15 protein-coding genes and 1 pseudogene are annotated in these 19,557 nt (G+C 53.4%); 11 read left to right on the forward strand and 5 right to left on the reverse strand.

From position 1 onward, the window contains the following. Positions 1 to 134: pseudogene (locus BMW49_RS24630) on the reverse strand (IS5/IS1182 family transposase); the annotation flags it as partial. Positions 135 to 237: 103 nt separating this feature from the next. On the opposite strand from BMW49_RS24630, the gene BMW49_RS18290 reads away from it, so the two are divergent. From BMW49_RS18290 to BMW49_RS18310, 5 genes are all read left to right on the forward strand, one after another. Further along, a complete protein-coding gene (locus tag BMW49_RS18290; protein ID WP_341864818.1) occupies positions 238 to 960 on the forward strand; it encodes an NYN domain-containing protein in 723 nt (240 codons plus the stop codon). A 372-nt stretch (positions 961 to 1,332) separates the two neighbouring features. Then, positions 1,333 to 2,100 (forward strand): SIR2 family NAD-dependent protein deacylase, encoded by a 768-nt coding sequence (locus BMW49_RS18295; protein ID WP_069519596.1) that lies wholly within the window; start codon positions 1,333 to 1,335, stop codon positions 2,098 to 2,100. Between the two features lie 61 nt (positions 2,101 to 2,161). Then, the gene (locus BMW49_RS18300) at positions 2,162 to 3,607 is read left to right on the forward strand and encodes an esterase/lipase family protein (protein ID WP_069519595.1); all 1,446 of its coding nucleotides are present in this window, start codon (positions 2,162 to 2,164) and stop codon (positions 3,605 to 3,607) included. Positions 3,608 to 3,619: 12 nt separating this feature from the next. After that, positions 3,620 to 4,144, forward strand: coding sequence for an opioid growth factor receptor-related protein (locus BMW49_RS18305; protein ID WP_069519594.1), 525 nt, complete (start codon positions 3,620 to 3,622; stop codon positions 4,142 to 4,144). Positions 4,145 to 4,284: 140 nt separating this feature from the next. Then, positions 4,285 to 4,812: a tyrosine-type recombinase/integrase gene (locus BMW49_RS18310; protein ID WP_244168376.1), complete on the forward strand. Its 528-nt coding sequence runs from the start codon at positions 4,285 to 4,287 to the stop codon at positions 4,810 to 4,812. Here the strand turns inward: BMW49_RS18310 and BMW49_RS18315 are convergent. Both BMW49_RS18315 and BMW49_RS18320 read right to left on the reverse strand, forming a co-directional pair. Beyond that, positions 4,790 to 5,338 (reverse strand): YniB family protein, encoded by a 549-nt coding sequence (locus BMW49_RS18315; RefSeq protein WP_069519592.1) that lies wholly within the window; start codon positions 5,336 to 5,338, stop codon positions 4,790 to 4,792. The two genes, BMW49_RS18310 and BMW49_RS18315, sit on opposite strands and share 23 nt — an antisense overlap. Before the next feature lie 973 nt (positions 5,339 to 6,311). After that, positions 6,312 to 7,178, reverse strand: a complete 867-nt coding sequence (locus BMW49_RS18320) for a hypothetical protein (protein ID WP_069519591.1) — start codon at positions 7,176 to 7,178, stop codon at positions 6,312 to 6,314. Between the two features lie 375 nt (positions 7,179 to 7,553). On the opposite strand from BMW49_RS18320, the gene BMW49_RS18325 reads away from it, so the two are divergent. From BMW49_RS18325 to mobI, 3 genes are all read left to right on the forward strand, one after another. Next, a complete protein-coding gene (locus tag BMW49_RS18325) occupies positions 7,554 to 7,997 on the forward strand; it encodes a hypothetical protein (protein WP_208600981.1) in 444 nt (147 codons plus the stop codon). Positions 7,998 to 8,275: 278 nt separating this feature from the next. Further along, positions 8,276 to 10,873 (forward strand): hypothetical protein, encoded by a 2,598-nt coding sequence (locus BMW49_RS18330; RefSeq protein WP_069519589.1) that lies wholly within the window; start codon positions 8,276 to 8,278, stop codon positions 10,871 to 10,873. Between the two features lie 522 nt (positions 10,874 to 11,395). Beyond that, a complete protein-coding gene (gene mobI / locus BMW49_RS18335) occupies positions 11,396 to 11,857 on the forward strand; it encodes a conjugative transfer protein MobI(A/C) (protein WP_069519588.1) in 462 nt (153 codons plus the stop codon). A 379-nt stretch (positions 11,858 to 12,236) separates the two neighbouring features. Here mobI and BMW49_RS18340 read toward each other — a convergent pair whose 3' ends face one another. After that, positions 12,237 to 12,602 carry a hypothetical protein gene (locus BMW49_RS18340; protein ID WP_069519587.1) on the reverse strand — a complete coding sequence of 122 codons (366 nt, stop codon included), beginning with the start codon at positions 12,600 to 12,602 and terminating at the stop codon, positions 12,237 to 12,239. A 271-nt stretch (positions 12,603 to 12,873) separates the two neighbouring features. On the opposite strand from BMW49_RS18340, the gene BMW49_RS18345 reads away from it, so the two are divergent. Continuing rightward, positions 12,874 to 13,092 (forward strand): hypothetical protein, encoded by a 219-nt coding sequence (locus BMW49_RS18345; RefSeq protein WP_090391047.1) that lies wholly within the window; start codon positions 12,874 to 12,876, stop codon positions 13,090 to 13,092. Positions 13,093 to 13,129: 37 nt separating this feature from the next. Here BMW49_RS18345 and BMW49_RS18350 read toward each other — a convergent pair whose 3' ends face one another. Next, a complete protein-coding gene (locus BMW49_RS18350; RefSeq protein WP_069519586.1) occupies positions 13,130 to 14,113 on the reverse strand; it encodes an integrase in 984 nt (327 codons plus the stop codon). 227 nt (positions 14,114 to 14,340) lie between these two features. Between BMW49_RS18350 and BMW49_RS18355 the strand changes: the two genes are divergently transcribed. Both BMW49_RS18355 and BMW49_RS18360 read left to right on the forward strand, forming a co-directional pair. Next, a complete protein-coding gene (locus tag BMW49_RS18355) occupies positions 14,341 to 14,910 on the forward strand; it encodes a recombinase family protein (protein ID WP_069519585.1) in 570 nt (189 codons plus the stop codon). Between the two features lie 256 nt (positions 14,911 to 15,166). After that, the gene (locus tag BMW49_RS18360; RefSeq protein WP_069519584.1) at positions 15,167 to 19,501 is read left to right on the forward strand and encodes an NACHT domain-containing protein; all 4,335 of its coding nucleotides are present in this window, start codon (positions 15,167 to 15,169) and stop codon (positions 19,499 to 19,501) included. Positions 19,502 to 19,557 lie beyond the last annotated feature (56 nt).

Genomic DNA, 19,557 nt, shown 5'->3' on the forward strand with positions numbered 1-19,557 from the left:
GGGTAATGCGGGTCGATCAAGGCAATCAAACCCTTCCACGGCACAACCTGATCCATCTCGATCAGGAACAATTCCTTGCGGGTCTGCTTGCGCTTGCCTGCGTACTCGGCGTCGGCAAAGGTCATCTGCTTCATCGGAAAACTCGGCGGGTGGAATCCGGGTATTTTGCCAAAATCAGGAAGTCTTCTTCAGAGTTTCCCTAACAGCCGGTTTTTTCGTTTCTAGGGATCAGAATTTGTGCGTACAGCTTTTTTCGTAGACGGTTACAACCTCTATTACGGCGTGCTGCATGGGTCGGCCCACAAGTGGTTAGATCTCCCCGACCTGCTGGCTTCTATCCTTCGCATACAAGATCCCGGTGCGGAGCTTGTATCAGTCGACTACTACACCTCCCCAGTCATTGCGCGGCTAGCTACTCGTGGTCAGGCGTCTAACGATGCTCAGAGTCGCTATATCCGTGCTCTGCAGGCTAGGGGTGTTTCGGTAACGCTGGGCACCCATCGCCTTGCTAAAGGCTATGCTCCCCGATTTGTCGAAGGTGAAAAGGCTTCTCGACAGAATCAGGTCGCAGTCTGGCAGCTTGAAGAGAAAGAGACTGACGTGAACCTAGCGCTGGGCATGTACCGTGCTGCATGCCGTGCCGATCAACTGCAGGTTGAACAGATTGTGCTTGTCTCGGGTGATACCGATATTGCGCCCGCTTTAGCTGCCATTCGATCAGACTACCCGCATATCCGTTTGGGTGTGATCCTGCCTCACCGCCTGGACTCAGGCGAGCTTGTTCGTGATCCACCTGGGTCGCTCAAAGCATCTGCCGACTGGGTGCGGCGCTATATTCAGATGATGAGCTGTCAGCCTCTCAGCTCCCGCCCAAAGTCCCTCTGCCCAGGAAACCGGCCATTGTTAAGCCTGATTACTGGTAGCTGTTGGCAGGCATTACACTTTCGGAACAGTCGATAAGTGTCTAAAGCAAAAAACTGAAATTCTCATGGGAAGTCAGGGGGCTAAGGTGTTTCTATTTGGTGGAATCGGGGGGTAAAATAATTAATTTAACTTTATGGTTTTTAAGTAAATTTATTATAAGTATGTGTAGGTGCCCCCCATTAATACCCCCGAGATTCATATCCCAGCTGGGTTGTGTAGAAGTCAGGGTGGCTCAGATGCAATCCAAGAAACTTTTTTATTTCGTGATTTTACGTAAAATTTTGCGCTGGGATGTTAGGAGCCAGAAGCGTTCTGGTTTCGGATTGCCAGGTAGAGCCCCGCTCATCCCTAGGACTGATTCGGTTAGCGCCACGTGCTGGACGTGGAGTAGGCCGTCAGAAAGGTGCCATGGACTTCACCAATTTTGATCCCGAATTGATCACGACACTGCAAGGTGCGCAAAAGATCACCGTGTTGACAGGAGCGGGTGTATCCGCTGAAAGCGGTATTCCGACGTTCCGCGATGCACTGACCGGGCTTTGGGCGAATTTCGACGCCGAGAAGCTTGCCACGCCCGAAGCGTTCCGGCGCGATCCTGCCTTGGTGTGGGGCTGGTACGAGTGGCGGCGAGCGCAGGTTCTTGCGGCGGTGCCTAATGCCGCTCATGTGGCCATCTCCGAGCTTGCTCGCCGTGTCCCGCAACTTACATTGTTTACCCAGAACGTCGACGATCTGCATGAGCGTGCCGGAAGCACCGAAGTGCAGCATCTCCACGGCAGTCTTCACCACCCACGGTGCTTCGAGTGCGCGAGCCCGTTCTCGTTGGTGGATAGCACGTTTGAGATGCCTGCAGAGGACGGGCGCTTGTCGCCACCCCAGTGCCAAACATGTGCGGGTAAGATTCGGCCAGGCGTTGTATGGTTCAACGAGCTGTTGCCTCAGGGCATGCTAGATAGGGCATTTAAATCAACCAGTTCATCCGATCTGCTCATCGTGGTGGGCACATCGGGCAATGTCCACCCTGCCGCTCGGCTTCCAAAAGAGGCGAGCCGGGCGGGCTGCAAAGTTATCCAGATCAATCCAGAGAAAACCGCGCTCGACAGCGTCTGTACCTGGAATGTTCGGGGGAAGGCTGGAGTCGCTTTACCGGCATTGGTTAACTGCGCCTTTTTATGATTTGTGAATGTGCAGGAATGGACGTGAGAGGAGCACTATGAAGGGACGCTGGATCAGAGCAATGGACGATACGGCATCGCCGATGGCCGTAGTGTTTCTGCATGGGGTGCTGTCCGACGGTGAAACGTGCTGGCGTCATCAAAATAAAACCTACTGGCCGGACCTGCTTTCCCAGCATGCGGCTATAGATAGCGTAGGCATTTATGAGTTCACCTATCGCACGGAGTTCTTCAGCGGATCCTACAGCTTAGGCGATGTTGTCGATGCATTGAAGGAATGCCTGTACCTCGATGGTGTCAATAGGGCGCGGAAAATTGTCTTCGTTGCTCATAGTATGGGGGGCATCGTGGCCCGACGCTATATCGTGCAGCGCTTGGATGACCTGGTAGGGCGTGGTGCTGAAGTTGGGCTTTTCCTGATCGCCTCGCCCTCACTGGGTTCGTCCTATGCTAATTGGCTTGGGCCGATCGCAAAGTTTATGGGGCATGTTCAAGGTCAGGCGTTGGCGTTTTGTCAGAACAATGTCTGGCTCAACGATCTGAATAGTGATTTTCGCAATGTATTGATGAGCCGCAAGCTGGTGATCCATGGTCGGGAATTGGTGGAAGACCAGTTCGTGGTGCTCAAGCGCTTTTTGTTGTTTGCACAGGTCGTGCCTCCGGTCAGTGGGGCCATCTATTTCGGCGATGCTTTAAAGGTCCCGTTGTCAGATCATTTTTCCATCGCCAAGCCGGCTGATGCACAGGCCATTCAGCACCGCGTGTTGTGTGATTTCATCGAAGGTATCGTGCAGCAAAAGGGCAATACCACCAATGTCTGGGAGTGTCCCGGCGGCTTCTGTACCAGCGTCGGAGAGAGTGAGATCTGCATCGTTACTGGGCGTATCGAAAATTATCCTGTGGACGCGAAAACAACCGTGGTGGCGTTACCTTGCAATGAGTATTTTGAAGACCATTGCACCCGCGATACCCGGAGTGCGTTGGGCGTTTATATCAACCGGCATTGCGCCGAAACGACGTCGGAATTTTCGGATCTTGTCAGGCAGCAATGCCAGATGCGCTTTGGTGTCGGTACGCTGCAACAAAAGACGATGAATGAGTCTAGCGAAAGCTATGGTCCCGGCCGAGCCATCCTTGTTTCGGACCCCTCGAAAAACGCGGCCGCAATAGCCTTGGTTTCCACCACCACGCAGCGCGCCGGGCAAGGGCTTGCCGCCAGGATGTCCTACGTATTCGATGGTATGCAGGAACTGTTCGAGCTGCTTGCTGACAAGCGGATCAACGAAGTGGTCATGCCAGTGCTAGGCGCCGGGCACGGTGGAATTGATCCATCGTTGGCGATTGCGGGGTTGGTGTTGGCGTTGGCGGAGGCTGCTCGTTACGGTGCTGATAAGCAGCGTCGCAAAAAGATCACTATCGTTGTCTTCCAGCGGACAACGCAAGACCAACCAGAAGTAGCGCCTGATGTCATCCGTAAAGCGCTGGAACTGGTGGCCAATAAAGCGTAACGAGGGCAATGCATGGCGAGCGCGAAAGATTTGATTCGCAACTATCTGGGTTACGATGGCATGGACCATCGCCAACGTACATTAGCCCAGTCACTGGCTTGGGATGATGACGCCCTGGAAAGCACACATGACTTCATACAATGGTGGTTTCCGCTGCCTGAGCCTAGTGCTTACAACGGCCACTCTCCAGTGGCCAGCCTTGCTGAGTTCGACGAGCTAGCGAACGACGAGGTCGTTAGAGGCGGGGTAGAGCGCGCTCTGCGTCGCATACTGAGTTTCTATGGTTTACGCCAACAAGCGTCAGGGCGTATCGAGAAATCAAGCGACTGGGATAGCCGGAGTCAGAACTGGGCATTCAGGCAGAATCACAACGACCTGCGAATGACGCGCATTCTAAAATCATTGTGCTTACTGGGCTACCGGGCACAGGCGCAGAGACTTTTCGTCATCTTGGAGGAGGTTATCCAGCAAACGCGTGAGCCATGCGATCAAGTGCCGTTACGATATTGGCGTGAAGCGCTATCTATCCCCTCATAAAATATGTCTCCGTCCGCCGTGGCCGAAGAAAAACTTAACCCACTGTCCAGAATGGCTTGACCACTACAGCGTTCGGTCTACAACGAACTGTGCGGTTTGGGCGTCATCACCACGCCAACCCGTTGGCCCTGGTGAAGCCATTGAAGATTCAGGAACGTGAGTTATCCTGGCTGACCAGTGAGCAAATCACCGAGCTGTTACAGGTCATCCGTGATCGCTGCGATAACCCACATGTCGAGATCATCACGCTTATTTGCCTGGCTACCGGTGCTCGATGGTCTGAGGCCGAAAAGCTCAAGCCGACCGGCCTACGCAATGCGGTGATTACGTTCAGAGCGGAAGGTGCGTTCTGTGCCGATTACGGCAGAGCTGGAAGCCAAGACCCGCCAACACTGGAAAAGCATGGCCAGCCAAACTCGGCCATTACCTCGTTCCGTCGTGCACTGGCCAAGATGACTGTCCAGCTACCGAAAGGGCAGGCCGCTCAAGGCCTCTGGCATACCTTCGCAAGCCACTTCATCCAGAACGGCGGAAACATCGTCACTCTGCAGCGCATCCTGGGGCATTCCAGCCTTGCCATGACCATGCGCTACGCACACTTGGCCCCGGATCATCTGCAAGAGGCCGTAAGGCTCGGCCCTGCCATCAAATACCAAAACCAAACTTGAGCAGTAAGGCTCCGATGATCGTCACAACAATCGGGGCTAAGTACAGCTGGTGCACTTGGCTGAAAATGCTTTGCTGTGGAATAACGGCATTTTCCTCCATCGATGCTCTGCTATTGCTAGTACTCTCCCCTCTAAGTGACTGGCGCAGCAGCTCGTTCTCAATCTCTTCGTTGATTTTGGCAAGGCGAACTTTGGATTTCCTAGCGCCCGCTGAGATTGCGGCACCCACGAAAATAGCTGCGTAAACCACCAGAAACTTGATGTTTTCTGGATCAGTAATAGCAAATGGATTAGGTGTCGGGCAGATCTGCCACAACCATTCTGGAAACCATGGCTGGTAGTACAGGTATGAGATCAGATTCTTTAGGGGAGCTGTAAGCATTCCGCTTAAAGCTGTTCCATCGTCCAGCCTGAAATAGATCATCTTCATTGCTGAAACGATGCTAGCGATCAGCCCCGATACCATCACAACGAAGGCGATAATCGCTTGATTTGCTGCCTTTCTCTTAGCTTGCCTGTAATTCATCACTCATCCTTGACAGTGTTGTCGTAAAGCCATCCTCTACGATTTCGACATATTATCGACACCCAAAAGAAAAACCCCTGAAAATCTAAGATTTTCAAGGGCTTATTTGGTGGAGCCGGGGGGATTTGAATTAAATGTATAACCTATTGTTTTAAATAGATTTATTTGCAGATATATTATTAAGTACCCCCATAAGTGCCCCCGTGCACGTATTTCCGATGAGCGGCTATTTGAGGAGTTGAACTGGCGTCTTGAATTATCGTGCTGCGACCGGGCGAGGCCAGTCAGCCACCGGCGAGCGTTCAATGGAGTCGGTCGTGTACAGCATAGCCTCGGTTATCTGGCTACGAGGGTTTAAGTCCAGCTCAGACCGGACGCTGGGTAGATGTAAGGTCACGTAGTTGGGTATTTTCAGCGGTAGCGCACCATAGGCTCATCTAGGACGATTTGAGCTGAGGTGCGGTATGAGACACTCGATGGCTACCTGCCACAACTGTGGCAAAGCTATGGTTCCGAGAGCGACATATAGCCGTGGTTTCTGGGGATATTCGCCTTCGTCGAATCACTGTCCCTTTTGCCTTAGTGAGAACTGGCACGGCGGGAATCCAGGATTAGGAGCTCAACTGTTCGCTTTGGTTGGCCTGACTTTGGGCGTTCTGACCTGTGTGTTGGTGGGGGCATTTTTCTTCAAAGTGCAGTGGTGGCTCGGCATTGAAGGGCAATGGCCTCTATTGACCCTTGTAACCTGCGCGGTGTCGGTTTTTGCGGGATATCGTTTTTACAACTGGTTTGTGGATTGCTGACAAGGTGGTAATTCCACTCAGGGACGACAGGCAGGAACCGGCCAAAAGCGGACAGTGATAGAAAAATAAATCTGTCCCCTTTTCGTGTCCCCTTTTCGGTAGTGTGGAATGCGGTTTATGGCGCGGCTTTTTAGGAACTCAAGAATAGTTTGGACCAAGAAAAATAGGGGTTAGGAATACTCGTCTTGGTATTCGCCGTTAATCTCAAGCAGGATTTTAAGAAAGGGACTATCCGGCAGGATTCGAATTTCTTGGGCTATATCATATCTTTTTACGAGTGAATACAAAGATCCCAGAGGGTCATCTAACCTAGCCTCATAAGCCCCATAAATTGAAATAAGAATAGCAGCCTCATCAGTCAGATGAGCCTTGACAATGTCCGCATATACCCGCTCACTTCGTGTCGGATAGGGAGCCTCTTCAAGATTACCTATATAGGATGGGCCAATATCACCACCAGGGGCGTTATAAAAGTTAAACTTTAGGAGCTCCCTAGTTATATTAATATAGTTAATTACTTTCCGAAAAATAAAATAATGCTGATCACCACCGTCAGCAATACCCACTCCAGTTGCGGTAGCGTTCAAAAGCGTTTTTTCTATTATCGACTCATACAGAACGCTTGATTTGCTGATATCACTCAATAAGCGATTATGCTGATCAAGTAGTGCAAAAAAAGTGCCCTCAAACTGTTGTTTTATCTGCGTATTAGACTGCTCATCAAGCACTTCTTGCGTGCGCTCCTGCGCCTCTGCGGAACGCTGTAGCTCTCGCCTTGTTAACTCCAACTCCTTCCCTTGCAACACGATGGTTAAAAGCAAGGCGATCAACCCAAAAAAACTTAGAATCGGATTGAGGGTACCACCTAAATAGTCGCCAAACGTGCCCCAATCACCACGGTCCGCACTTAAAGAGTAGGCACCAAATTTGTAAAAGTAAAAAGAAAACACAGCAAACACTACTACGACAGCGCTACAAACAATTCCGTACAGAAGCTTTACCACTCCGTCAGCAGTTTGACTACTCTTCTTATCCATATGATATATTTCTCACTTCCATTAAAACTACAGAATGTTGTAAGCTAGGCTCGTTCGCATGATGCACGACAATCCCACCACTGTGAATGCCTATTACACAAACAATATTTTAGGGACGACATAAGATGCCTGTAGGGCATACTTTATGCCGCCCAATAAAAAACCGTAGACGCTAATCTACGGGGTTTCTAAGAGTGGAGGCCGAGAATCGGACCCACCGCCGGTGGGTTGCGAAGCAGCCCAAGCTAAAGATGTCCGCTATGGGTATAAAGCCGTCACTCATAATGAGCTGCTTTTGGCCGATTGCTGCCTTCTCAAGAGGCAGGAGCCAGTCTGGCCAAGAACTACATCCGTAGAACCGCAGCAGGGTTCGGCGTGCACTCAGAGGATCTACCGTTTGACGTGCTCGGGACCAAGGACCGGATTGGGCGGCTGCGACTCATGCTTGAGGATGTCCGGAGGGCACACAAGGCAGGCGACGAGGACAGCCACCGCAAACTGACGGCAGAGGTCTATGGGTATCTGCGCCTCGCCTGGGAGCGATGCATCGAAGAAGTCCTTTTCAATGAGTCAATCCAACGATTCGGCGAAGGGGTGTCGACCCAACGGCTCAAGCGAGTGGTTGTTACTGACGACGACTATCGCAAAATCGATGCCGGCATGACCAAGAGCTCTAAGTTTGAGCACGATGCGGCCATGCGCGTCGGAAGATTACCTGTTCCTGATCCTGACGAGCTCAGCGGAGACATCGAGAGGCTGGACACCTGGCGCAAGGCCGTCATCCTGCGACGCGAGCAAGTAGCAGCTGCCAGGCCATAGCCCGTATTCAATGTAACACTCGCGCTCGATGTCGGCTCTTCGGCTCTTGGCCGATAGCGCCCTACTAGGTTCAAGGTTCGTCTTGGCGTGATGGACCTTGATCAGTAGCTAACGGCCTTTAGCTGTCAGGCACGATTGATCGTTTTCGACCTAAAGCTGGCACTCAACACTGTCGACGAAAACTAGGTCGATTCAGCCACAGCCAACATAATAATGTATTGCGCGCGCCAGGGAGAATCGGATGCCCCGCCTTTGGCCAGTCATTCAGGAGATCGCCCATGAGTCGCGTCCACGACACAGAATCTTTCATTGCCAAATCTAGGGCCAAATACGACCAGCAATTCGGTTACCAAGACGCAATATATGTCGATGCTCGTACGCCGCTTGTCCTCTACTGCCTGCACCATTCGGCAGCCAAAAAGTTTGAGGTGACGCCGGATCGGCACTTCAGGAAAAAAGGCGGGTGCCGTCAATGCAAGGCCGACGGTGCCCGTGCCCGCCATGGCAAGGGTCGCGACGGATTCATTGCCGAAGCACAGACTTTACACGGCGACGCTTTTGATTATGGAGCCGTGGACTATATCAACGCCCACATCGCAGTAAAAATCTACTGTCGACGGCACGAGCGCCAGTTTGAACAAGTGCCCGACGTCCACCTCCGAGGCGCTGGGTGTCCACGGTGCAAGGGCGAAAAAATCAGCTTGGCCAATGAGCCACTGTATGCGAGTAAAAGGGTGCTATTCCCTGAGTTCCTGACGCGAGCGCGGGAACGCCATAGCGACTACTACCAATATGACGAAGCCAGCTATCGAGGCTTCAACCTGGATGTCACCATCATCTGTCCCGAGCACGGTCCCTTTTCCCAGCGTGCGCAACGGCACGCCGAGGGCTCTGACTGCAAGGACTGCGTATCCGAGAGCCTAAAGCTCACAGAACAGGACTGGCGCGCTCGAATCCATGACAAGTTTGGCTCGAAACTGACAGTGACGATCCAGACACCATGGTCAGGGTTTGCGACGCCGACTCATGCTCACTGCAGCGTTCATGACGTGCACTGGAGCGTCAAAGCGCAGTCGTTACTCGTGGGCAACGGATGTCGCGAGTGTGTTCGGCTGCAGAAAAATGCACCCCGATTGGAGGCGCTCCGCAACGCGCTGCCTCCAAATCATGCGCATCTGCTCAACTGCGAGAATCCGAATTTTCTAGAGTTTGTCATCGCTGCAGATAAGAAACACTCGATGCGGTACCAATATGCGGAAGCGCAGTTTGTCTCAATGTCCCGCTACTGCGAGATAACCTGCCAGCTACATGGCTGGTCCAGAATGCTTCCCCAAGCCCATCTCGATGGACAGGGCTGCAATGTCTGCGACTATCAACGGGCGTTTATCGCCAACGCCCTGGCACTCTTCGGTGAGCGCAACGACTACAGCCGCGTCGCCTTCCAGAGCACCAGTGCCAAGGAGGTCATCACCGTTCGCTGCGTTGAGCACGAGTTGGTGTCCAGCCAAAGCGCCGAAGCGCATCTGCGTGGCAGTCATTTTTGCCCTCAATGCAGAGCCGCCAGCAGAAAGCTATCGACCGCCGAACGTCGTCAACGCAATCAACCCTCGTTGATACAAGCCTTCAAATTAGAGGCGTTCCAGACCCATGGCGGAAAATATCAATACCCTGCCCTGGAGAATGAGCTCCACACGTGGGTCAGTAAGGTTACTGTTTTTTGTCCAGAGCACAGCTTCACCTTTACCCCCTCTGCTGCCGCCCATGTGCAGCAAGGCAGGCGCTCACCGGCAGGCTGCCAACGCTGCAAGGGGGACGCATCACGTCTTAGGTATCGAACTCCCTATCAAGTACTGAGGACACGGCTGGCCGAGCACGGCTTTACGTTTCTTGAGCAGGAGGAGGATTACGTGAATCAAAGCCAAAAGGCATTTATGCGCTGCAACGAAGGGCATGAGGTGTATCACGTGCCGCAAAAAATCTTCAGTGGACGCGGATGCCCGGACTGCTCGCCTTTTGTGGGTGAAGCGATCACCCGCAGTGTCCTCGACAGTGTTTTGCGAGTATCGCTGCGCAAGAAGCGCTTCTATCAAAACGATCACCCCGCACTGGTCACGCCTCATGCCTGGCTGGAGCTCGATGGCTATGACGCCACGCATCAAATCGCTTTCGAATACCAAGGTGCCTGGCATTCACAACGACAGCGCCACAAGTCCGAAGCCAGTTATCGTGAGCAGTTACAGCGTGACGCACAAAAAGCCGTCATGTGCAAAGCGCTTCATATCGCCTTGATCGAGGTGCATGAGTTCGAATATCCATTCCAAGCCGTCGATGTTCGACAAAAACTCGAATCGGCGCTGTTAAAGGCCAATCTAAAGCGACCCTGGGCACTGCCAGACCCCCTCCCCTTGCAGGCTCACACGCCGATGCTCCATGCGCAGGGGTTAAAGAGCCTGCTGGATCTGGCGAAAGCGCACAACTTAACGGTCAAAGAGAAGGCTTGGTACGGAAAGCACCATCACTACACTTGGACGTGCAACGCGTGCGAACACGTGTTCAAGACGTCGTATGCTCTACGCTTGAAGGCAAAATGGCCTCAATGCCCCTCCTGCGTGACCCGCAATTCAACAGTACGTGCTCAGGCCCATGCCGCGATGCGTGTCCATTATCCTCGACATCTCGAAAGCTTGAGATCGAAGGGCCAAAAGCTAGGATTGACGTTGCTAGACAGCGAATGGAGAACCACGAAGCCTGGGGTGACCTACCGATTCAGTTGCACCCATACCAACAAGGAAGTCGCTCCCAGAACCTATAACAACATCCTGAAGCGGGTCCACGGCTGCCGCTGCGAGGTACACAGGCAGATGCGGTTCGAATAGGCCGGGACGTGTCTAGCGAGGGATCAGCCCACAAAACGCTCTGCTTGAGGTACTTGCTCATAAAACACCAGAACACCAATCCCTTGCCCATAAAAAAGTGGCGTTTGATCAATCCCCAAGTGCCTACCGGTCACGAGCAATAGTGAATCGCCCCAGCCTTCCTAGACGCTTGCGGCCGCCTGCTTTTGGCCGATTTCTGCCTGTCGTAACTGGCAGAAATTGGCCAGTTGCAGCTTGGCAGGGATACACGCCCGCTCGCTGTAATCTGCTTCTAACAAGTCGACCTTGTTCCGCTCAGGGTCAAGGCTGCCGTCGTCATCTATCCTGCATCCTTTGCATGTTATGTTTTACTGCGACTGACATGTCGTCATCCGTCGGTCATCTGATGCGAAGCTGGGTCACAGCGTGAGCCAGTTCGCCCAGCTTTCGTATATTTCCGACGGTAGAACGGTCTGAAATCGAATCCCGGGTGCTCAGCGATCGGTCACCATTTTGGCTCTTACAGCGAAGAGAGCCTTGGCCATGAGTAAAGAAGCACAAACGATAGTCATCCTGCTGGATCAGCAGTACGAGCAGTTGCTTGCGGACGCGAGATGCTTGGTAGCAAGCTATGTGGATGCGTCCATGAAGCTGTACAAAAAGACCGGGGTCAAATCTGTTGTGGCCGGCGTATCAATCAAGCAGGTGAGCCCTAATGCGTATTCAATCTACTGGTGCAAACTGGTGCCGCTGCAAGGACAAAAAAACAAATTCGCGCCCCTGACTATTGCCAAGGGGAATGGCAAACATAAATACCCGGCTTCCTCGTTTGAGTTTGTTGAATATCCATACCGTCACCTCGTTCTGCAAGTTGAGGGGCGGCTTGCAGAGATTCGCCGCGTTGCGAGCGAGAATCGTCAGCTACGTCGGACGTTGGTCGCTTATGAGAAGAAGCTGTCTAGATACCAAGCGCTTAATCATGGCGACCTCTATTCGGCAGGGTAGCGGCTGAGTACCTATAAGCAGTGCCGAACAGATTTGACCCGATTGTAAATCCCGAAAGCCCCGTGCAGCTTGGTCTGGCGGGGCTTTCTCGTATCAGCAGTGAACTACGGCGAGATATATTGCTGCGCTTGATCAGGGAAGGCGACGGGTTCGGGCTATAAGCAGTGTTGGGCGCTAAATCTACTCGCTGTCAGCCAGCAGGCCCCTGCAGGCGCGGGCGGAGGCCGTATTTGCTATTAGCAGTGACGCTTAAGACCAGGTCAGCCGGCCAGCTTTGATCTGTATTAGTAGTGAAAGGCTTCACTTTCATAAAATAAACATTGGTAAGTGCCGTTCCAGCTGGTACCCGTGTCGCGCAGCGGGTGGTGACGGTAACGCGCTACCCCTCGCTGCCTCTCTGCTGTTCGAATGCAATGCGGTTCATTACGCAGATGGGGATGGGGTAGCCCTGGATGTGGGTCGTGAGAGCCTCGTTGCCTGCGATGACCATGATGCAGGATAGGCCTCTGCGGAAGCGCATCCCTCGTCCCGAGTAGTTGCGCGGGATGATCTCCCATGATTCGTCGTCGTAGTAACAACCAAGGATTTCTGACCAGTGTAATTGGATGCCCGCGCCCATGATGCCTACTGGGGCCAGGCAGAAAATCTGTACCTGGGTTTCCTGCCCAAGAGGTACAGCGTAAACCCGACCGTTTGGTGCAATAGGTGGGAAGTATTGCCCGTTACTGAGGTGACGAAATTCCATGCTTGTGCTCCGGATAGATGAGGTCGCTAGACACTCTCCGGTAACTTCCTGAAAACCCAAGGTCAGCTGTTGTCAGCGAGTCGGCGCACGAGTTTATCTTGCTGGGCAAGCTAGCTCGCCATATGGCGTGCGTACATGTAGCTGATCTAAACGCTTCGGCGTTTTGCTCACTTTCGCTAGGGTGCCGAAACTGACAGCCCTTCCGAAGTCATCCCATGACCTCACAGGCTTGGGAAAATACTGCGTATCGCAGCGGTAGGGTGCCCTGCCGTTGGATTTGGATCAGCGCCCGCTGCCAAAAGAGGCAGCGGGCAGTTTGCTGCTGGTAGCTGGCCGTACCGCTGAAGACTCAGTCGTCGCCACGCTTTTTGTCCAGACGCGCTGCGACCAATTAGCCAATAGCGCCTGCGATGGTCAGCGCACTGACGACGGCAAGCACGGCATATACAAGCAGCTCAAAACGATCCATGCCCTTACTCCTTTGATTTGAGGTCTAAAGGTTAAGGGCTTTTGATCGAATCCCAAATCTACTGTGAGACGGCTTTGCGCCCGGTGCCGGCAGGCTCTTTCCGCATGTAGGCCCTAGCACCGACGTACGCATCAGTTTCCCAAATATGCAAATGCCCTAACTCGTAGGCGACGTCATTCCGAGCCTCCAGATCCTCATCGTCGGGTGCTTTTCCTCCAAGAATCGGGGCGTGGTGACCAGACGACCGCTGGTAGAGCTCGCAGGCATATGCTGCGCGACAGTCATCAATGTTTAGTCCGTGAGAAAGTAAAAGCTCTTGCGCTGCAGGTAGGTTCTTTGATTTCCATGTACGCCAAGCTGCAGGCTTCGGGCGCCTGCTGCCATGTCGTTTTTGAAATGCTGCGGCCTTATCCAGAATGACAATTTGCTCAGGATCAGAAATATTAATGATCCGATGCTCACGCTTATCTTTGCTGAACGCATAAAAGATGTTTTCCGCCTCGGCTTCTTTATGAGCATCTTCTGCGTCGAAGAAAAAAGCGTCTAGCATTGACATGCCGAGGTATCGAACCAATCTGATCAATGTTGCTAGCTGCTCTGAGTGGAGAGCCTGAATATCTACCATCGCGGCTTCAAACCTAGTTCGGTCAAGACCGCGAGGTACCGTAATCCGTGCATGGCTTGGAAAGCCAAGCCTGCTACCAGCATCAGCCGCTGAGCCCTTCCAGCGTCCATCACTTGCGAAGCTCATTACTGAATGTACAGTCTCAAGCAGAGCGATTACGTTTTGCTGCGGAAGGTTCCCTTGGTATGCCTGGATGTACAGCTCTTCCCCGTACTCCCTCACAAGTTTTTTATTGACGAATTCCAGGATATCCACCTCATGAGAGTCCCTGGCATAAACACAGAACTGCGCCCATTGCTGGTCGTGGATCATGGCCTCGTGTTGCCCAAGTAGCCTGCGTCGGACTGCCTCCCCGAGTACCGCCGAGCCGGCCTTGGTCAAGTCCCGATCAAAATGTGAGTGGAAACTCTGCTTCATGGGTCATTTCTCCATTCAGCTCAGGTGCTGAGCTGCTAAAGGAAATGTTGAGCGAGAAAAAATATCCTGGGCTTCGTTTTCGGTCGCATTTAGCGCCTGAAATTGACGAGCGTATCCGTCCCGTAAACGGTCGTTTATGGCACACCTATTCCAGATGATCTTTTGGACTTGGGATTTACCGCTTTCCTGTCACTTTTCCCATACCGAAATCAGTGTGAGAAAAACGTATGGGAAAACGGATTGGATACGCCCGAGTTTCGACTGATGATCAGAATCTCGACCTGCAGCGAGATGCACTTGCCCTGGCTGGGTGCTCCGTAGTTTACGAAGAGACAATGAGTGGCAAGTCAGCGGACAGGCCGGAACTGGGGCATTGCCTCAAGGCTTTGCGCAGCGGGGATACTTTGGTCGTGTGGCGACTGGATCGTCTCGGGCGCTCTCTGCCTGACCTGGTTGGGATCGTCAGTCGTTTGGAGCGGGAGGGTGCGGCCTTCGAGTCCATCAACGAACGAATCGAAACTACTAGCGCTGCCGGCAAGCTGATCTTTCATGTGTTCGCTGCGCTGGCCGAGTTCGAGCGCAACCTTATTCGCGAGCGGACCCGCGCAGGACTTGCTGCAGCCCGCGTCCGTGGAAGGAAAGGTGGGCGCAAGCCGGCTCTGGCTGAGTTGCAGATCCGTGAAATTAAGGCCTTGCTAAAGGATCCAGAAATTCAAGTTGCTAGTGTGGCAGCACGTTACGGGGTTTCGAGGACAACGTTGTATCGTTACCTGAGTAAAAACATCCACGAACGATAGTTTTCCGTGATTGATTTTTCGGATACGCCCGGTCATTTCTTAGAACTTACACTGACCATAGCCCCAAGCGGTCAGCCCACTGTAGGCTGAGATGCAGAGGCGATTTCAGGAAAAAGTGTTCGATGGACGCAGAAGCGGCCGTTTGTTAGCTTCGGTAGTCGACTCAGGTCTAGCGGCAGGCGAAGGCATCTTAACGGCCTACAGCTATGAATAGCCTTGCTGCTCAATCTCGGGAAACAGTTTTAAAAGGACTTCCATGACTGCCCCTCTAGACGAATACATCCCGCTCGATCGGACTTTCCATGAGCTAGCACTCGAGTCGGACGCGAACGACGATGTCGATCTGACTCGCCGTCTGGGGCAGCGCGAAAGCCTTCGTTGGCCCAGTCTTTTAAGCGAGTATCGCGTAATCCTGCTGTCGGAGGCTGGCTCGGGTAAAACGGAGGAAATCCGCAATACCGCCCGCAAGCTTCGACAAGAAGGAAAGCCTGCTTTCTTTGTTCGGATTGAGCACGTTAGTCAGGATTTCGAGGATGCCTTCGAAGAAGGCAGTTTCGAAGAGTTCAGTGCTTGGGCGGCGTCAGGAGAAGAAGGGTGGTTGCTTCTCGACTCGGTGGACGAAGCCAGGTTGCGCGACCCCAAAGACTTTGAACGTGCCATCAGAAAGCTCGGCCGGTTGCTCGCACCAGTATCACAACAGGCACATATCGTCATCACAGGACGAACGACAGCATGGCGAGCGAAGACCGATTTGCTGCTGTGCAGTAACTCGCTTCCCTATCGCTCAGGCGAGAATGCTGCTGATGAGAACGCGTCAGCGGAGGAGGCGCGGGATATCGCCACCCACACAGTGGCGGTCGATGCAAACCTTACTGCCCCATTTAAAATCGTCGCGCTCGATGATCTTCACGGTGCACAGATCGACACATTTTTGCATGACAAAAATGTGGAGTACGTCAAGGCTTTCCGCGATGCTGTGGATCGAAAGGATGCTTGGTCGCTGACCACCCGCCCGCAGGATCTGGCTGAACTCGTTGAGTTCTGGAATGACCATCAGCGGATCGGTTCACGTTTTGAGCTTATGCAGAGCAGTATTACTCGCCGCTTAGCGGAGCGTGACCAAGATCGTTCTGAGGCGCGTCCGATCTCGAGCGATAGCTTGCGTCTCGGAGCGCGCCTGGTGGCAGCCGCGACTACGCTAACCCAGGAGTCGGCGATTCGAGTCCCTGATGGGGTCAACAACGCGAAGGGTATCGCTATCCGGGAGGTTCTTACCGATTGGAACGACACCGATTGCGCGACTTTACTCAGCCGGCCAATATTTGACGAGGGCATCTACGGTACGGTTCGTTTTCATCACCGATCGGTGCGCGAATATCTCACTGCCGAGTGGCTACATACGCTTATCGTCGACGAAGGCTCGCGTGAGCGGATTGAGAGTTTGTTCTTCCGGTCGCAGTATGGCATCGAAGTTATCGTCCCTACGATGCGGCCGGTACTGCCCTGGCTCGCCATACTAGACGGACGTATCCTCGCCCGAGTCCGTCGTCTCGCACCTGAAATTCTCTTCGAGGGTGGTGATCCGAGCCAGCTGCCGCGCGAAACGCGGAGCGATATCTTGTGTCAAGCCTGCGAGCAACTAGCACAGCCTGCGCATGGCCGGTCACTTACTGATTACTCAGCAGTTCAGCGCTTTGCGAATATAGATCTCACTGACGATATCAAGGCGCTGCTCGTCCAATATGCTGAGGACGATGATATCTCCTCGTTCTTGCTCCGTATGGTCTGGCAAGGGGAGATCAGGGGGGCCGCCTCCGAAGCCAAGAGTTTCGCGCTGGTTTCGCGTAACAAATACACGAGAATCGCGGCTTTTCGCGCGCTGGCGGCAGTCGGATCAGCCGCTGATCATGATGAGGTACGGTGCGCCTTACTTCACGAGAGCGAAGAGATTAGACGCGATTGGCTCGTCGAGCTGATTCCCGGGCTTCCGGAGAGCGGCAACGCCGTTGAATGGCTGCTCGCGGCGCTGGAGCGCACGCCAGCCAAAGAACAGTTCGCAGTTGACAGCCTGATGCGCTCTTTGTCGCAACTGGTCACTGAATGGCCGTTGCTGCTTCTCCCCAGACTGCTTGCCGGCTTCCATGCCCTCCTGAAGAGGCCACCGGTCATCGAGCAGCGCTTTTGTGAGATATCGACGCGATACAGCTGGCTGGCGCAAGCCGCAGCTCAGACTGTTCGCCGCCTTATAGACGCTCGTGATCTGAGTGCACTCGAGCCCGCTGCGTTGTCGATCCTGCGCACGCTACCTATTGCCCAGGGATATGGCGAATACGAGTTTCGCGACTTAAGTGGCGATCTTTCGAAACGTATCGTCGAATGGCCCGAACTCAATCATGCGCTGTTCTGGCACGATGTTGCCGAAACACGCGCTGCCCTTGAGGTTAAGAAAGACGAACGTCTCATCGATTATTGGCAGGTCGGCATATTTGGTCATCTCTGGATGGTAGGTGCCGACAGCTTCGATACCGTGTGTGATGACATCGCTATCCGGACACTGTTAGACGACAAACTTGTCGCACTCACTTTAGCCTTTTCTATCTACCGAGAGAGTGGTCGTCCCGCTGCGTGGCGAGCTCGCTTGAAAGACCTTGCAAAGTGCGAGGGCGAGCTGAGGTCAACACTGGACGCGTTACTACGTCCTCCGGCCCAAGGCCGGCAAATCTGGAAGCAGCGCGAGGCGCGCTGGAAGAAGCAGGCGGCAAAGGACGTAGCGAACCGAGAAACGAATAAGCGCAAATGGAAGGAGCATCTCGACGCTAATATCGAGGCGCTGCGCGATCCGGGCGCTCAGGGGGTTATCACTAACGCCCAATATTATCTGCACCAGCGAATGCGCGAGAACACCGATAGTTCCAACCAATGGAGTGAGGGAGACTGGTGCTCGCTCATCCCTGAGTTCGGTCAGTCGATTGCGCGAGCGTTCCGCGACGGTGCGGTTAACTTTTGGCGCTGCCATCGTCCGACATTACTTTCCGAGGGGGCTAAGCCTAATGTCACCCCCTTCAGCGTCATCTTTGGGCTTACAGGTTTGTCGATCGAGACACGAGAGCACCCTGGCTGGCTCAAGGACATCTCTATCGCGGAGGCAAATATTGCAACCCGCTTCGCGCTACACGAGCTCAACGGTTTTCCTAGTTGGTTGCCAGGGCTCTATGTGGCCTATCCCGAAGTAGTCATCGATGTTGTGATCACCGAGATTGACTATGAGCTCACAACAGAGAGTTCTGATAGCTCAAGCCACTATGTGCTCTATGACGCTAGCTGGAGCGGCAGTTGGATGTGGGATCGGCTCGCACCATTAATAATCGCTCGGTTACGCAAGCAGCCGAAGAATATCGGCAACCTGCGCTATATGCTCAGCGTCGTGCAAGGTTCATCGGTCGACGATGTGGCTATTGCGAAGCTAGCAGCACAAAAGACTAAAACGACCAAAAACCTTAGAGCCGCGCCGCTTTGGTTTGCGATGTGGGTGGGAGTTGATCCAGGGGTTGCTATTCCGGCGCTTGCTGCGCGGCTTGCCGAGATTAAGGGGATCGATAACCAAACACTTTTTGCTATGTGTTTTATCACGGCGCTAATTGGTGATCGCCGTCAAAACAGTAGTACTCGCCAAGCCTTCCGCACGGTCGAGCACATGAAAGCGCTTTACCTCCTGACGCACAACTATGTGCGTCTGGAGGATGACATCGAGCGCGCCGGAAATGGTGTGTACTCACCGGGCCTGCGCGATGATGCTCAGGATGCACGCGATGCGCTGTTTTCGTTTATTAGGGAGACTCCAGGCAAAGAGGCTTTTCTTGCATTGATGGATATTTCACGCGCGCATCCCGCCGAAAAATCGCGTCCCTGGATGGCGTTTTATGCCAAGGCCAAAGCGACTCTTGATGCAGATGCTCATGCCTGGTCGCCACTGCAAGTACGCGACTTCCACGATCGGCTAGAACGTACACCGACCAATCATCGTGATCTCTGGAGTCTTGCCGTCGATCGTATGCTTGATCTCAAGCATGATCTTGAGGAAGGCGATGCGAGCATCGCATCAATTCTGCAGCCAGTAGACCGAGAAACGGAGATCCGAAAATATATCGGAAACTGGTGCCGAGAGCGCTCAGGTGGTCGATATGTGATTCCACAAGAGGAGGAGCTCGCCGACGCCAAAAGGCCTGACCTGCGCTTTCATGGCGTTGGTTTCGATGGGCCGGTGCCGGTAGAGCTCAAGCTCGGCGACAAATGGACCGGGCCGCATCTCTTTGAGCGCCTTGAGGTACAACTTTGTGGAGACTACCTTCGAGATCGGCGATCTAGCCGCGGGATATTTGCGCTCGTTTTTCATGGAGTCAAGGCCAGTTGGGATCTGCCGAATGGTAAACGTGCTGAGAGTTTCGGTGCCTTGATAGAAGCGCTTCAAAATCATTGGACTATCCTCGCGCCACAGTTCCCAGGTGTCGAAGAAATCAAGGTGATTGGGATCGATCTGACCAAGCGCGGTGTGGATACGAAAGCAGCATCAAAAAAGGTCGCTAGGAAGTGAGGAAAAGGAACTGATATAAGCTAGGCCATCGCAGTATTAAAGTCAGAAGCATCTTG

The organism is Pseudomonas cuatrocienegasensis, assembly GCF_900110925.1.
Lineage (GTDB): Bacteria > Pseudomonadota > Gammaproteobacteria > Pseudomonadales > Pseudomonadaceae > Aquipseudomonas > Aquipseudomonas cuatrocienegasensis.

Coding starts and splice junctions, on each gene's coding strand:
- BMW49_RS18330 (WP_069519589.1), top strand. CDS start 8,276: ATGAGTCGCGTCCACGACACAGAATCTTTCATTGCCAAATCTAGGGCC.
- BMW49_RS18350 (WP_069519586.1), bottom strand. CDS start 14,113: ATGAAGCAGAGTTTCCACTCACATTTTGATCGGGACTTGACCAAGGCC.
- BMW49_RS18355 (WP_069519585.1), top strand. CDS start 14,341: ATGGGAAAACGGATTGGATACGCCCGAGTTTCGACTGATGATCAGAAT.
- BMW49_RS18340 (WP_069519587.1), bottom strand. CDS start 12,602: ATGGAATTTCGTCACCTCAGTAACGGGCAATACTTCCCACCTATTGCA.
- mobI (WP_069519588.1), top strand. CDS start 11,396: ATGAGTAAAGAAGCACAAACGATAGTCATCCTGCTGGATCAGCAGTAC.
- BMW49_RS18305 (WP_069519594.1), top strand. CDS start 3,620: ATGGCGAGCGCGAAAGATTTGATTCGCAACTATCTGGGTTACGATGGC.
- BMW49_RS18295 (WP_069519596.1), top strand. CDS start 1,333: ATGGACTTCACCAATTTTGATCCCGAATTGATCACGACACTGCAAGGT.
- BMW49_RS18300 (WP_069519595.1), top strand. CDS start 2,162: ATGGACGATACGGCATCGCCGATGGCCGTAGTGTTTCTGCATGGGGTG.
- BMW49_RS18320 (WP_069519591.1), bottom strand. CDS start 7,178: ATGGATAAGAAGAGTAGTCAAACTGCTGACGGAGTGGTAAAGCTTCTG.
- BMW49_RS18360 (WP_069519584.1), top strand. CDS start 15,167: ATGACTGCCCCTCTAGACGAATACATCCCGCTCGATCGGACTTTCCAT.
- BMW49_RS18315 (WP_069519592.1), bottom strand. CDS start 5,338: ATGAATTACAGGCAAGCTAAGAGAAAGGCAGCAAATCAAGCGATTATC.